The sequence below is a fragment of the Streptomyces sp. NPDC048415 genome (assembly GCF_040651675.1).
Classification (GTDB): Bacteria; Actinomycetota; Actinomycetes; order Streptomycetales; family Streptomycetaceae; genus Streptomyces.
On the sequence record NZ_JBEZKJ010000092.1, the window covers coordinates 1 to 13,881 of the forward strand.

The 13,881-nt window shown below is 69.4% G+C and carries 13 protein-coding genes; 3 read left to right on the top strand and 10 right to left on the bottom strand.

The features are described from left to right. Positions 1 to 92 precede the first annotated feature (92 nt). Together AB0D27_RS36950 and AB0D27_RS36955 are read right to left on the bottom strand one after the other, a co-directional pair. Positions 93 to 446, bottom strand: a complete 354-nt coding sequence (locus AB0D27_RS36950) for an ATP-binding protein (RefSeq protein WP_362517538.1) — start codon at positions 444 to 446, stop codon at positions 93 to 95. A gap of 142 nt (positions 447 to 588) precedes the next feature. Next, positions 589 to 1,743 carry an adenosine deaminase gene (locus AB0D27_RS36955; RefSeq protein ID WP_362517541.1) on the bottom strand — a complete coding sequence of 385 codons (1,155 nt, stop codon included), beginning with the start codon at positions 1,741 to 1,743 and terminating at the stop codon, positions 589 to 591. Positions 1,744 to 1,856: 113 nt separating this feature from the next. Here AB0D27_RS36955 and AB0D27_RS36960 point away from each other — a divergent pair, with 113 nt between their 5' ends. Continuing rightward, entirely contained in the window at positions 1,857 to 2,618 is a 762-nt protein-coding gene (locus AB0D27_RS36960; RefSeq protein WP_362517544.1) for a prolyl oligopeptidase family serine peptidase, read from the top strand. Positions 2,619 to 2,620: 2 nt separating this feature from the next. Here the strand turns inward: AB0D27_RS36960 and AB0D27_RS36965 are convergent, their stop codons facing one another. Then, a complete protein-coding gene (locus AB0D27_RS36965) occupies positions 2,621 to 3,574 on the bottom strand; it encodes a LysR substrate-binding domain-containing protein (RefSeq protein ID WP_362517547.1) in 954 nt (317 codons plus the stop codon). A gap of 62 nt (positions 3,575 to 3,636) precedes the next feature. Between AB0D27_RS36965 and AB0D27_RS36970 the strand changes: the two genes are divergently transcribed. Both AB0D27_RS36970 and AB0D27_RS36975 read left to right on the top strand, forming a co-directional pair. Then, positions 3,637 to 4,914 (top strand): MFS transporter, encoded by a 1,278-nt coding sequence (locus AB0D27_RS36970; RefSeq protein ID WP_362517550.1) that lies wholly within the window; start codon positions 3,637 to 3,639, stop codon positions 4,912 to 4,914. A gap of 219 nt (positions 4,915 to 5,133) precedes the next feature. Then, the gene (locus tag AB0D27_RS36975) at positions 5,134 to 6,150 is read left to right on the top strand and encodes a sigma-70 family RNA polymerase sigma factor (RefSeq protein WP_362517553.1); all 1,017 of its coding nucleotides are present in this window, start codon (positions 5,134 to 5,136) and stop codon (positions 6,148 to 6,150) included. Here the strand turns inward: AB0D27_RS36975 and AB0D27_RS36980 are convergent. From AB0D27_RS36980 to AB0D27_RS37010, 7 genes are all read right to left on the bottom strand, one after another. Then, on the bottom strand, positions 6,034 to 6,429 hold the full coding sequence (locus tag AB0D27_RS36980; RefSeq protein ID WP_362517556.1) for an STAS domain-containing protein: 396 nt from the start codon (positions 6,427 to 6,429) through the stop codon (positions 6,034 to 6,036). The two genes, AB0D27_RS36975 and AB0D27_RS36980, sit on opposite strands and share 117 nt — an antisense overlap. A gap of 103 nt (positions 6,430 to 6,532) precedes the next feature. Further along, the gene (locus tag AB0D27_RS36985) at positions 6,533 to 7,816 is read right to left on the bottom strand and encodes a thymidine phosphorylase (protein WP_362517559.1); all 1,284 of its coding nucleotides are present in this window, start codon (positions 7,814 to 7,816) and stop codon (positions 6,533 to 6,535) included. Between the two features lie 57 nt (positions 7,817 to 7,873). After that, positions 7,874 to 8,287 (bottom strand): cytidine deaminase, encoded by a 414-nt coding sequence (locus AB0D27_RS36990; protein ID WP_362517562.1) that lies wholly within the window; start codon positions 8,285 to 8,287, stop codon positions 7,874 to 7,876. After that, a complete protein-coding gene (locus AB0D27_RS36995) occupies positions 8,284 to 9,546 on the bottom strand; it encodes an ABC transporter permease (RefSeq protein ID WP_362517565.1) in 1,263 nt (420 codons plus the stop codon). Before AB0D27_RS36995 ends, AB0D27_RS36990 begins: the two co-directional genes overlap by 4 nt. Next, positions 9,543 to 10,670, bottom strand: coding sequence for an ABC transporter permease (locus tag AB0D27_RS37000; protein WP_362517568.1), 1,128 nt, complete (start codon positions 10,668 to 10,670; stop codon positions 9,543 to 9,545). The genes AB0D27_RS36995 and AB0D27_RS37000 overlap by 4 nt, the downstream gene beginning before the upstream one ends. Then, on the bottom strand, positions 10,667 to 12,328 hold the full coding sequence (locus AB0D27_RS37005; protein WP_362517611.1) for an ABC transporter ATP-binding protein: 1,662 nt from the start codon (positions 12,326 to 12,328) through the stop codon (positions 10,667 to 10,669). The genes AB0D27_RS37000 and AB0D27_RS37005 overlap by 4 nt, the downstream gene beginning before the upstream one ends. A 258-nt stretch (positions 12,329 to 12,586) precedes the next feature. Continuing rightward, positions 12,587 to 13,630: a BMP family ABC transporter substrate-binding protein gene (locus AB0D27_RS37010; RefSeq protein ID WP_362517571.1), complete on the bottom strand. Its 1,044-nt coding sequence runs from the start codon at positions 13,628 to 13,630 to the stop codon at positions 12,587 to 12,589. Between the last annotated feature and the right edge of the window lie 251 nt (positions 13,631 to 13,881).

The window sequence follows — 13,881 nt, forward strand, 5'->3', positions numbered from 1 at the left end:
CTCAAGTCGCTTGGCACTGGCGGTGTCCGTCTCCTTGGCGAGCGCGGCCTCCTCGATCTCCAGGCGGGTCTCCCGGCGTATGCGCGGACGGCTCAGCCGAGCGGCATCCCGTTCAGCGGCAGGCCCTGCGTGGGCAGCCCCTGCAGCGGCACGCCCCCGAGCAGCCCGGCCACGGGCGCGGCCGGCCCGGCGGCGTGGACGCGTGCGGCGGCGGGCTGGACGGCGGTCAGGCCGCCACCGAGGGCGCTCTGCCCCTGGGCGATCGTCTCGCCCGCACCGGGCAGCGCCGTGGCGACGTTCTCGGCGGGCAGCGTCCTGGTGACGGTGTCCAGCGCCGCGGAAGTGTCCGGTACGGCCGGCGCCGCGTTCGCGGCACCCGCGCCGGCAGCGGCGAAGGCGGCACCGAGAGCGGCGACACCGAGGGTCTTGGCAGCAGACTGCTTCATATGAAATGCGTCCTTGGATCCGTGAGACGGGGATGTGAGCGGTCCAAAAACGTAAACACGCAAAGCCAGCCTCCGCAAACATCAAGAAGCGGCCGAGTCATGGAGAAGGAGTGAAGACCCGGCCTCTTCCCAACCCCTCCGATCAGGCCTTATCTCCGACAGACCCGCTGGTGGAGGCGGTCTGCTGGAACAGCCATTCGGACTTCAGCTCGGCATATCCCGGCTTGACCACGTCATTGATCATAGCCAGTCGTTCGTCGAAAGGAATGAAAGCTGACTTCATAGCATTGACCGAGAACCACTGCAGATCATCGAGCGTATAACCGAACGCCTCGACAAGGTGCTCGAATTCCTGGCTCATGCTCGTACCCGACATGAGCCGGTTGTCCGTGTTCACCGTCGCCCGGAAATGCAGCCGCCGCAGCAGCCCGATCGGATGGGCGGCGTACGAGTCGGCGGCACCGGTCTGCAGGTTGGAGCTGGGGCACATCTCCAACGGAATCCGCTTGTCGCGGACGTACGAGGCCAGCCGCCCGAGCTTCACCGAGCCGTCCTCGTGGACCTGGATGTCGTCGATGATCCGTACGCCGTGTCCGAGCCGGTCGGCACCGCACCACTGGAGCGCCTGCCAGATGGACGGCAGACCGAAGGCCTCGCCGGCGTGGATGGTGAAGTGGTTGTTCTCGCGCTTGAGGTACTCGAAGGCGTCGAGGTGCCGGGTGGGCGGGAACCCGGCCTCGGCACCGGCGATGTCGAAGCCGACAACACCGAGGTCCCGGTACCGATTGGCGAGTTCGGCGATCTCCAGGGCGCGGGCCGCGTGCCGCATGGCGGTCAGCAGCGCGCCCACCCGGATCCGGTGGCCGCTCTCCCGCGCCCGCCGTTCCCCTTCCCGGAAGCCCTCGTTGACCGCCTCGACGACTTCCTCGAGGGTGAGCCCGGCTTCCAGATGCTGTTCGGGCGCGTACCGCACCTCGGCGTAGACGACACCGTCCTCGGCGAGGTCCTCGGCGCACTCGGCGGCGACCCGGACGAGAGCGTCACGGGTCTGCATGACGGCGCAGGTGTGGGCGAACGTCTCCAGGTACCGCTCCAGCGAACCCGAGTCGGCGGCCTCACGGAACCAGCCGCCGAGCTTGTCCGGATCGGTCTCGGGGAGGTGGGAATAGCCCGTTTCCCGGGCGAGTTCGACGATCGTCCCGGGGCGCAGACCCCCGTCGAGGTGATCGTGCAGCAGGACCTTGGGCGCCCGGCGGATCTGTTCCGAGCTGGGGGTGTTCTGGATCTGGCTCGTCATTTTCGCACTCTAGACCCTACGCGCGTAGATCTCCCGTTGTACGAAACCGTCGATACGTAACGGTGACCGTGCGGACGGGTGGCGTACACCCTCGCTTCTGAGACTGTTCTGTCATGGCACAGCAAGCGACGCCGGTTCCCAGGGCCCGGCTGGGGAGGGCGCTCGGCCCGGAGCCGACGGCGGTCAGCGGAGTGGTTCTGCTGCTCCCGGGCGGCGAGGAGACCTCGGCGCGCAGACCCTCCCCCCTGATGGCGACCGCCTCCGTACGCGCGTTGGGACGCCGCCTCACCCGCGCGGGGCAGACGGAAGGCCTGGTCACGCACGTGGTGCACTACCAGTTTCGCGGCTGGAACGGCAGCGAGGCGCACCTGGCGCGCGACGCGTCCTGGGCGAGCGAGGAGGTCGTACGCCGTTACGGGGACGTCCCGGTCTGTCTGGCCGGCGTCGGCATGGGCGGCCGTGCGGCGCTGCGCGCGGGCGGGCACACGGCGGTCAACTCCGTCCTGGCGCTCGCTCCTTGGCTGCCCGAGGACGATGTGGCGGCGCCACCCGAACCGGTGAAGCAGCTGGCCGGACGGCGGGTGCTGATCGTGCACGGCACGAACGACGAGCGCACCGACCCGGAGCTGTCCTTCCGGCTCGCCTCGCGCGCGAAGAAGGCCAACCGCGACATCTGCCGCTTCGAGGTGCACTCCGACGGCCACGGGCTGCACCAGCACCGGGCCGAAGTCCACGCCCTCGCGGAGGACTTCGTCCTCGGAACCCTGTTCGGGCGCGCCTTCTCCCGCCCGGTCCAGGACGCCCTCGCCGCACCACCGCCCCTGGGCCTGCGGATGCCACTGGCGGCGGGCTTCGGGCAGTCCCTGCGTCGTTAGGCCTAGTCGGGCAGCAGATACCCCCGCCGGGACAGCAGGAACTTCTTGAAGGCGGCCACCGGTGGGGTGTCCAGGTGGCCGTCGAGCCAGGCGACGCCGATCTCGCGTACGGCCCGCGGGGCGGTGACGGTCAGTTCGACAACTCCGGGCCGGGCGACGGCCGGTGGGGGCAGCAGGGCGACACCGAGACCCGCGGCGACGAGTCCCCTCAGCGTCTCGGCCTCCTCCCCCTCGAAGGCGATCCGCGGCTTGAAGCCCGCCTCCTGGCAGAGGTCGTCGGTGATGCGGCGCATGCCGTAGCCGGGTTCCAGGGTCACGAAGGTCTCGTCGGCGGCCTCGGCGAGCCGGATGCGTTTGCGGGCGGCGAGGCGGTGGTCGGCCGGCACGACGAGCCGCAGCTTCTGCTCATCCAGCCGGCGGCCCACCAGATCGGGCGCGTCCGGCACGGGCGAGGTGAGGCACAGGTCCAGCTCGCCCGAGCGCAGCCGCTCCAGCATCGCCTCGCCGTAGTTCTGGACGAGGCTGAAGCGGACTCGTGGATGGTCGGCGCGGAAGGCGCGGATCAGCCCCGGCACCGTCTCGGAGCCCATGGTGTGCAGGAAGCCGAAGGCGACCTTGCCGGTGGCCGGGTCGGCGTCGGCACGCACCTCGTCGGCGGCGCGCTCGATCTCGGCGAGGGCGCGCTCGACGGAGGCGAGGAACGTACGCCCTGCGGCCGTGAGGGAGAGGGTGCGGCCACGGCGGGCGAACAGGTCGACGCCCAGGTCCTGTTCGAGCCTGACCATGGCCCGCGACAGCGTCGACTGCGGGACCCGCATCTCCTGCGCGGCACGGGTGACGTGCTCGGTGCGGGCGACTCCGGCGAAGTACGCAAGGCGCGGGGCGAGCGCCGCAACGATGTCTTCTGTGTCACTGGACGGTGACAGTTGCCCCTCTGACCTCTGCTCATGCATCACGGGAACGATTATGGCGTTTCCATGCATTGGACGGATGAACGGTGGCTCTCTACTTTCGAAGCATGCCTTCCGCCAGTACCAAGGCGTCCATCACCGTGGACGCCGCTCCCTCCGTCCCTGTCGTCGACTCCCGCATGGCCCCGGGCGGGCCCGGCTACCGCCGGATGAGCTTCGCGCTCTTCCTCGCGGGCGTCGCGACCTTCGCGCTCCTCTACTCCACGCAGGCCCTCCTCCCGCTCGTCTCCACGGATTTCGGGGTCACCGCGAGTGAGGCGAGCTGGACGGTGTCGGCGGCGACGGGCGCGCTGGCCCTGTTCGTCCTTCCCATGAGCGCGCTGTCGGAGCGTTTTGGACGGCGTACGTTGATGACGGCGTCGCTTGCGGTGGCGGTGACCGTCGGGCTGCTCGTGCCGTTCGCCCCCTCGATCGGCGCGCTGGTGGCGCTGCGGGCGGTGCAGGGCGCGGCGCTGGCCGGACTTCCGGCGTCGGCCACGGCGTACCTGGCCGAGGAGGTCCGCCCCAAGGCCCTGATCACCGCGATCGGCCTCTTCGTCGCCGGTAACAGTGTCGGCGGGATGAGCGGCCGGGTCATCACCGGCTGGGTCGCGCAGGAGTGGGGCTGGCGGGTGGCCGTCGGCACGATAGGGGTGGTCGCGGTGGCGTGCGCGGTCGCCTTCCGGCTGCTGCTGCCGGCGCCGAAGCACTTCAAGGCGGGCTCGCTGCGGCCCCGCGTCCTGGCTCGCACGGTCCGCGACCACCTGGCGAACCCTCTGCTCTGCCGCCTGTACGCGATCGGCGCGCTGTTCATGATGATCTTCGGCGGGGTCTACACGGTGATCGGCTACCGCCTGACCGACGCCCCCTTCTCGCTTCCCCAGGGCGTCATCGGCTCGATCTTCCTCGTCTACCTGGTCGGTACGGTGTCGGCGTCGACGGCGGGCAGGCTGGTCGCGCGGCTCGGCCGCCGGGGTTCCCTGTACCTGGCGGGCGGTACGACGGCCTCCGGTCTGCTGCTCTCGCTGGCCGACTCCCTGGTCCTGATCCTGCTCGGACTTGTCCTCATCACCGCGGGGTTCTTCGCGGGGCACGCGGTGGCGTCGTCGTCGGTGAGCCACACCGCGACGCGGGGCCGGGCGCAGGCCTCCGCCCTCTACCAGTCCGCGTACTACATCGGCTCGAGCGCCGGCAGCACGATGGGGGCGGTCGCCTTTCACGCGGGCGGCTGGGCGGGCACCGTGTCCCTCGGCCTCCTCGCCATCCTCGGTGTCGTCACCATCACGGTCTTCGGCTCCCACGCGGCCAGGACCCAGTCCCGCCGGGAGCCGGCGCCGGCCCACTGAAAGGCGTTTCGCGCCCCCGCCGCCCCTACCCGACCCGTGCTTGGGGGCTCCGCCCCCAAATTCCCGCTCGTCAAGCGCCGGACGGGGCTGGCTCAGCCCCGTCCGGCGTTTGAGCGAAAAACCCTCTTGAGGCGCCATTGTCAGTGGGCTGCGGTAGCTTCCGAAGTGCTGGCGCAACGACGCGCGGGACGGGAAGACAGCCACAGGGGTGGGTTGGCGATGAGCGACGGCACGGCGACGACGACAGACCTGGACGTCCGGCTCGAGAAGCACCGGGTGGAGCTGACCGGGTACTGCTACCGGATGCTCGGCTCCTCCTTCGAGGCCGAGGACGCGGTACAGGACACGATGGTCCGCGCCTGGCGCAGCTATGACAAGTTCGAGGGCCGTTCCTCGATGCGCTCCTGGCTGTACCGGATCGCGACGAACGTGTGCCTGGACATGCTGAACGCGGGCAATAAAAGGGCCCGCCCCATGGACCTGACGGCCCCCTCCCCGCTGTCCCAGGCGGCCCTCACCCCCCGCCCGGACAACACCTGGCTGGAGCCGATGCCCGACGCCCGCGTACTGCCCACGGTCAGCGACCCGGCCGAGGCGGCCGTCGCGAAGGAGTCGGTGCGGCTCGCCTTCATGGCCGCCCTCCAGCAGCTGCCGCCCAAGCAGCGGGCCGTGCTCATCCTCCGCGAGGTCCTCGCCTGGAAGGCGAGCGAGGTCGCCGAGCTGCTCGGCACCTCGGTCGCCTCGGTCAACAGCGCGCTGCAGCGGGCCCGGGCCACCCTCGCCGACAACGAGGGAGCGGGCGCGGAGGCCGCCACCTCCGACCCGCTCGACGAGGAGCAGCAAAAGCTCCTGGAGCGCTATGTCGCAGCCTTCGAGGGCTACGACATGACGGCGCTGACAGCGCTGCTCCACGAGGACGCGATCATGACGATGCCGCCGTTCGACCTGTGGCTGCGCGGCACGGACGACATCACCGGATTCATGACGACGCTGGGCGCCGCCTGCGCGGACTCGCGCCTGGTGCCGGTGGAGGTCAACGGCCTGCCGGGATTCGCCCAGTACAAACCGGATGAGGAAGCGGGGGGCTACACGCCCTGGGCCGTCCAGGTACTGGAGATCTCAAAGGGCCGCATCACCGGGTTCCACTGCTTCCTGGACACGGCCCGTTGGTTCCCGCTCTTCGGGCTCCCCCTCCGGCTCGACGCACTCGAAGCGGAGGCCGACCAGATCGAGTAGGGCGCGCAGGGCGGGGTCGGGGTTGCGCAGTCGTATCCGGCCCCCGGCCCGCCGGGCGGTCAGCTCCAGCCTCGCCAGTACGTCAACGGCGGCCAGCCCCGGCGGACCGAGCCCCCCGACATCGCACACCACGACCCCGCTCCCGGTCACCTCGAGCCACGCGCGCACGTCGTCACAGAGCCGGGGCACCTCGTCCCGGGTGACGAGTCCTGGCAGCACGAGTACGGCGGGTGTCGTGGCATCCACGGTCGGTAGACCGGCGGAAGGCATGGAACTCATCGGGGTCATGAACGTCGATACGGGTTTGGGGCTGAAGGCTCCATGGTGAACGGGACCGGCGCAGGCCCGCCGATCCCGTTCACCCGGAAGACAAAGCCCCTGCTCAGGCGATGCGGTCCAGCACGATCGGCTTCGCCTTGAAGTCCGTACCCGCCGCGGCGATGTGGTACGAACCCGCCACCGCCTCGAGCGCGTACTCGAAGCGCTCCGGAGTGTCCGTGTGCAGGGTGAGCAGCGGCTGGCCCGCGGTCACCGTGTCGCCCGGCTTGGCGTGCAGCTCGATGCCCGCCCCTGCCTGCACCGGGTCCTCCTTGCGGGCGCGTCCGGCGCCCAGGCGCCAGGCGGCGATCCCGATGTCGTACGCGTCGAGGCGGGTCAGGACACCGGAGGACGGGGCGTTCACCACGTGCTGCTCGCGCGCGATGGGCAGCGCGGCGTCCGGGTCGCCGCCCTGCGCGGCGATCATGCGGCGCCACACGTCCATCGCGGAGCCGTCGGCGAGGGCCTTCGCCGGGTCGGCGTCCTTGATGCCGGCCGCGTCGAGCATCTCGCGGGCGAGGGCGATCGTGAGGTCGACGACGTCCGCGGGGCCGCCGCCCGCCAGCACCTCGACGGATTCCCGTACTTCGATGGCGTTGCCGGCGGTCAGCCCGAGCGGGGTCGACATGTCCGTCAGGAGCGCGACCGTCTTCACACCGTGGTCCGTGCCCAGGCCCACCATCGTGGAGGCGAGCTCCCGCGCGTCCTCGATGGTCTTCATGAAGGCACCGGAGCCGACCTTCACGTCCAGGACCAGCGAGCCGGTGCCCTCGGCGATCTTCTTCGACATGATCGAGGAGGCGATGAGCGGGATGGCCTCGACGGTGCCGGTGACGTCCCGGAGCGCATAGAGCTTCTTGTCGGCGGGGGCGAGACCGTCGCCGGCCGCGCAAATGACCGCGCCCGTGCTGTCGAGGACGTTCAGCATCTCCTCGTTGGACAGCAGCGCGCGCCAGCCGGGGATCGACTCCAGCTTGTCCAGCGTGCCGCCGGTGTGGCCGAGGCCGCGGCCCGACAGCTGCGGGACCGCCGCGCCGCAGGCGGCCACCAGCGGGGCCAGCGGAAGGGTGATCTTGTCGCCGACGCCGCCGGTGGAGTGCTTGTCGGCCGTCGGACGGGACAGCGACGAGAAGTCCATGCGCTCGCCGGAGGCGATCATCGCGGCGGTCCAGCGGGCGATCTCACGGCGGTTCATGCCGTTGAGCAGGATCGCCATGTTGAGGGCGGCCATCTGGTAGTCGGCGACCTCGCCGCGGGTGTACGCGTCGATGACCCAGTCGATCTGCGGGTCGCTGAGCTCACCGCGGTCCCGCTTGGTGCGGATGACGGAGACGGCGTCCATGGCCATGGCTTTCCTTCCGAAGGCAGCGGCCCCTCCGGATCGTTCGGAGGGGCCGCGGGGGAATTACTGGGTGAGATGCTCCGGCCCGAAGGCCTGCGGCAGCATCTCGGAGAGCGGCAGGATTCCGGCCGGCGTCTCCAGGAGCAGATCGGGCCCGCCGAACTCGAACAGCAGCTGGCGGCAGCGCCCGCAGGGGACGAGGATCTCGCCCCGGCCGTCCACACACGTGAAGTGCGTCAGGCGACCGCCCCCGGTGTTCTGGAGCTGGGAGACCAGGCCGCACTCGGCGCACAGCCCGAGCCCGTACGAGGCGTTCTCGACATTGCAGCCGGAGACGATCCGGCCGTCGTCGACAAGGGCCGCGACACCGACCGGGAATCCCGAGTACGGGGCGTACGCACGGGACATGGCGTCCCGCGCGACCGCCCGCAGGGCCGCCCAGTCGACGGCGGCGGAACCCGCGTCGGCCGAGGTCACTTGCCCTGTCCCTTCCGGTACGGCATGCCGTCCGCCTTCGGCATCCGCAAATGCTGTGCGGACAGCGACAGGACGAGCAGGGTCACGACGTACGGGGTGGCGCTCACGAACTGCTGCGGGATGGAGTCGGTGGTGAGGTACCAGACGAACATCAGCGCCGAGATCACGGCGGTGATCACCGCGGGGACGGTCCGCTTCTTCCACAGCAGGTAGGCCACACCGAAGACCAGCAGGATCGCGAGGAGCAGGATCAGCGCGTGCACGTTGGTGCCGCCGCCGCGCAGGTTGAGGCTGTCGGTGTAGCCGAACAGACCCGCGCCGAGCGCGAGGCCGCCCGGCATCCAGTTGCCGAAGATCATCGCGGCGAGACCGATGTAGCCGCGTCCGGCCGTCTGGCCGTCGAGGTACACGTTGGACGCGACGATCGACAGGAAGGCGCCGCCGAGACCGGCGAAGCCGCCCGAGATGATCACGGCGAGGTACTTGTACTTGTAGACGTTGACGCCGAGGGACTCGGCGGCCACCGGGTTCTCACCGCAGGAACGCAGCCGCAGACCGAAGGCGGTACGCCACAGCACCCACCAGGTGGCGGGTACGAGGGCCACCGCGACGACCGTCAGGGGCGACAGGTCGGTGACCAGGCCGCCGAGCAGACCCGCGATGTCCGAGACCAGGAACCAGTGCTTCTGGTTGAGCGTGTCCAGCCAGCTGGACAGCCCTGGGATGTCGAAGGTGCCGAGCGAGTCGATCGGCGGGGACTGCTTGGAGGAGCCCTGCGGCGCGTTCTCGAAGGTGAACTTCGAGAGGTAGCGGGTGGTGCCGAGCGCCAGGATGTTGATGGCCACACCGGAGACGATGTGGTTGACGTTGAAGGTCACGGTGGCGATGGCGTGCAGGATGCCGCCGAGCACACCGCCGATGATGCCGAAGGCGACACCGGTCCACGGACCCCACTGGTAGCCCGCCCAGGCACCGAACCAGGTGCCGAGGATCATCATGCCTTCGAGGCCGATGTTGACGACGCCCGCGCGCTCGGCCCACAGACCGCCGAGGCCCGCGAGGCCGATCGGCACCGCGAGGCGCAGCGCCGTGGACATCTGCCCGGTGGAGGTGATGCCGTCCGCGCCGGTGATCAGACGGACGATCGAGGTCAGGATCAGTACACCCGCGATGACGAGCAGGAGTACCGGAAGGGACATACGGCGGCTGCCCTTGCCGGGCTGCTGCGCCTGCGGCTTGGCGACGGTCGCGGTGCTCATCGGGCAGCCACCTCCTTCGGGGAGTTGTTGTTGGCGGCGGCCGCGGCCAGCTCGGCGCCGACCTGACGCTGCTGGCGGCGCAGGCCCCACTGCCGTACGGCCTCGTACGAGATGACGACCGCGAAGACGATCAGGCCCTGCATGATCGTGGCGATCTCCTTCTCGTACGCCACCGGGGTCGCGTAGTCGAGGGCCGGGGACGCCTTGTCGAGGAAGGCCCACAGGAGCGCGGCGACCGCGATGCCGCCCGGGTTGTTGCGGCCGAGCAGTGCGATGCCGATGGCGGTGAAGCCGAGACCGGCCGGGAAGCTCAGGCTGTAGGTGTGCGCGTCGCCCAGGAGCAGCGGCAGACCGGACAGGCCCGCGACCGCACCGGAGATCAGCATCGCGGTGAGCACCATGCGCTTGGCGTCGACACCGGAAGCCGCGGCGGCGGACTCGGAGGCGCCGGTGGCGCGCAGGTCGAAGCCGAAGCGGGTGCGGTTGAGGACGAGCCAGTACAGAACGCCCATGAGGACCGCGATGAAGACCATGCCGTAGATCTCGCCGACGTCCGGGCCGAGGTCGATGCCGGGGAACCAGCCGGACTTCTTCATGATGCCGGTCGTGTTGTTGTTGCCGACCTGCACACCCCAGATGTTCTCCGCGGTGAGGTAGCCGATGAGGCTGGTCGCGATCGCGTTGAGCATGATCGTCGCGACGACCTCGCTCACGCCCCGGGTGGTCTTCAAAACGCCCGCGATACCGGCCCAGAAGGCGCCGGTGAGCATCGCGACGATCATCAGCACCGGGATCTGCAGGAAGGACGGCAGCGCGAGGTGCGCGCCGACCACCGCGGCCATCATCGCGCCGAGGCGGTACTGGCCGTCGACGCCGATGTTGAACAGGTTCATGCGGAAGCCGATGGCCACCCCGAGTGCGGCGATGTAGTACATCGACGCCTGATTGATGATCAGCACCTGGGTGTCGGAGTACGTCGCCTGCTGAAGCATCAGGGAGTACGGCTCGAAGGGGCTCTTGCCCGAGGCGAGCAGCACGACCGAAGTCAGCGCGATCGCCGCGACGAGTGCGATGACCGGGCCGGCCACCGCGAGGAGCACCCGCTCCTTGTCGAACTTCTTCATCGGGCCTCGTCCTCCGGGGCGGCGCTTTCCTCTACGTGCTCCAGGTGTCCGGAGGCGGCGCCGGTCATGGCCGAGCCGAGCTCCTCCGGAGTGACGGTCGCCGGGTCGGCGTCCGCCACGAGCCTGCCGTTGTAGATCACCCGCAGGGTGTCGGACAGGCCGATCAGCTCGTCCAGGTCGGCGGAGATCAGCAAGACGGCCAGGCCCTCGCGGCGCGCCTCGCGGATCTGGTCCCAGATCGCGGCCTGCGCGCCGACGTCCACACCGCGGGTGGGGTGGGCGGCGATCAGGAACTTCGGCCGGTGGCTCATCTCGCGGCCGACGATCAGCTTCTGCTGGTTGCCGCCGGACAGGGAGGCGGCGGTGACGTCGATACCGGGCGTGCGGACGTCGTACTCCTCGACGATCCGGCGCGTGTCCTCCTGGGCGCCCTTGATGTCGAGCCAGACGCCCTTCGCGTTGGGCCTCTCGGTGACGTGGCCGAGGATGCGGTTCTCCCAGAGCGGGGCCTCCAGGAGGAGGCCGTGGCGGTGGCGGTCCTCGGGGATGTACCCGATGCCGTCCTCACGGCGCTTGCGCGTGGACCACGACGTGATGTCGTCGCCCAGGAAGCGGATGGCGCCGGAGTCGGCGTGCTTGAGGCCGATCAGCGCGTCGATGAGTTCGGTCTGGCCGTTGCCCTCGACACCGGCGATGCCCATGACCTCGCCCGCGTGGATGGTGAAGGTGACGTCGTCGAGGACACGCTTCACCGTGCCGGCGGTCTCGGCCGTGGCTTCCGTGAGCAGACCGGTGGCAGTCGGCTCGGCGAGCTCGCCGAGCGAGGCGCCGCCGCTCGCGTAGACGGTGAGGGCCTCGACCTCGATCACGGGCTTGTCCGTGACCGTGGACTCGGCGGTCTCCGGGGTCGGCAGTTCGCTGCCGACCATCATCTCGGCGAGCTGACGCGGGGTGGTCTTGGAGGGGACGGCGGTACCGACCGTCGTGCCGCGACGGATGACGGTGATCTCGTCGGCGACCGACAGGACCTCGCCCAGCTTGTGCGAGATGAAGATGACGGACAGGCCCTCGGACTTGAGCTCGCGCAGGTTGTCGAAGAGTGCGTCGACCTCCTGCGGCACGAGTACGGCGGTGGGCTCGTCCAGGATCAGGGTGCGGGCGCCGCGGAAGAGGACCTTGAGGATCTCCACGCGCTGGCGGTCGGCGACACCGAGATTCTCGACCAGCACGTCCGGGCGGACGTTCAGCCCGTAGCGGTCGGAGATCTCCTTGATCTTCTTACGTGCGCCACCGCCGATGCCGTACAGCTTCTCGCTGCCGAGCACCACGTTCTCGAGCACCGAGAGGTTGTCGGCGAGCATGAAGTGCTGGTGGACCATGCCGATGCCGCGCGCGATGGCGTCGGCGGGCGACGAGAAGGCGACCTGCTCACCATCGACGGCGATGGTGCCCTCGTCCGGCTTCTGCATGCCGTAAAGGATCTTCATCAGTGTCGACTTGCCGGCGCCGTTCTCGCCGACGAGGGCGTGGACGGTGCCTTTCCGGACACTGAGGTGGATGTCGTGATTGGCCACCACACCGGGGAAACGCTTGGTGATCCCCGCCAGCTCGACCGCGGTCGACTGCGCGGTGAGCGGAGGGCTGCTGGACGCGTCGATGGCGCACTCTCCTTGGAAAAGGGGCCTATCTACGCGCGTAGCGCCCCTGCTTTAAATAGTGCTCGGCCCGACCGAACTCGATCCGGGTCGATCCGATCCGAGCATTCTGCCGCGCGAACGGGGCGGGGGAGTCATCCTCCCCACACCCCGTTCCGTGGCCGTAACGCTGCCATTACAGCGCTGCCCTTGGCCATGGTTTCGACGTCTGGTTATCACCTGGTGATGACGTCTTGAGCCGGGCCGGGGTCAAGGTCGCCTTCAGGAGGTCTTGACCTTGATGGAGCCGTCCTTGATGCCCGCCTCGGCCTTCTTCAGCGCGGCCTGCAGGTCGGCGTTGTTCTTGAAGGCCGGGTTGGAGTCGGCGAGGCCGACACCGCCGTTGGCGAGGCTGGCGCGGACCACGCCGGTCGCGGGCTTGCCGTCGTGGACCGACTTGGCGAGGTTGTACACGGCCCCCGCGACATCCTTGGTGGCGGAGGTCAGGATGGAGTCCTTGTACTTCGCCAGCGCGTCCTGCTTGTACTGGTCCGAGTCCACGCCGATGGCCCACACCTTGTGCGCGTTGGCGGACTGGATGACGCCCTGGCCGGACAGGCCCGCGGCGGCGTAGACGACGTCGGCACCGGCGTCGATCTGGCCGTCGGCGGCGTCCTTGCCCTTGTCGGGGCTGGAGAAGCCACCCTCCTGAGCCGTCTGGGTCAGGTACTGCTTCTCGATCTTGATCTTCGGGTTGACCGACTGGGCGCCCTGGACGTAACCGGCCTCGAACTTGTGGATCAGCGGGATGTCCACACCGCCGATGAAGCCGATGTGGTTCTTCTTCGTGGACTTGGCCGCGGCAACGCCCGCCAGGTAGGAGGCCTGCTCCTCGTGGAAGACCATGTCGGCGACGTTGCTGGCCTTGGTCTGCTCGTCGTCGATGATGCCGAAGGTGATCTTCGGGTACTTCGCCGCGACCTCCTTGACGGCCGGCGCGTAGACGTAGCCGACGCCGATCACCGGGTTGTAGCCCGCCTTGGCGAGGTTCTCCAGGCGCTGCACCTTGTCCGCGCTGGACTCGCCGTCCTGCGGCTCGATGTCGCGGCTGGTGTACTTGAATTCCTTGTCGGCCTTCTGGATGCCCGCGAACGCGGCGTCGTTGAAGGACTGGTCACCCTTGCCGCCGACGTCGTAGGCGAGACCGATGCCCTTGGACTTGCCGCCACTGGTGGCATCGGTGGACGAGCCGCCACAGGCGGTTACGGCAACAGCGAGGGTAGCGGTCGCAACGCCCGCAACCGCGATTCGGGACACCCGGCGCATGGAACGTGACTCCTTTGTGCAAGCGCCCAAACCAGGCGCTGGTTCCGCCGCAGCGTAACGCGCGTAGACCAGACGGAAAACCCCTTCTGTCCGGTCCGTTATCGAGCTGTGGCCACAGACTGATCCAAGGGTACGGAAAGGGAGCAGAGGCTTGCGGGACGTAAGGGGCCGGGGTTGGCGCGGCGCCCGGGCGTCTCCGGCGCGTTGGCCGTGCACAGGGAGTTTGCGATGTCACCGAACGCTGGACTGGC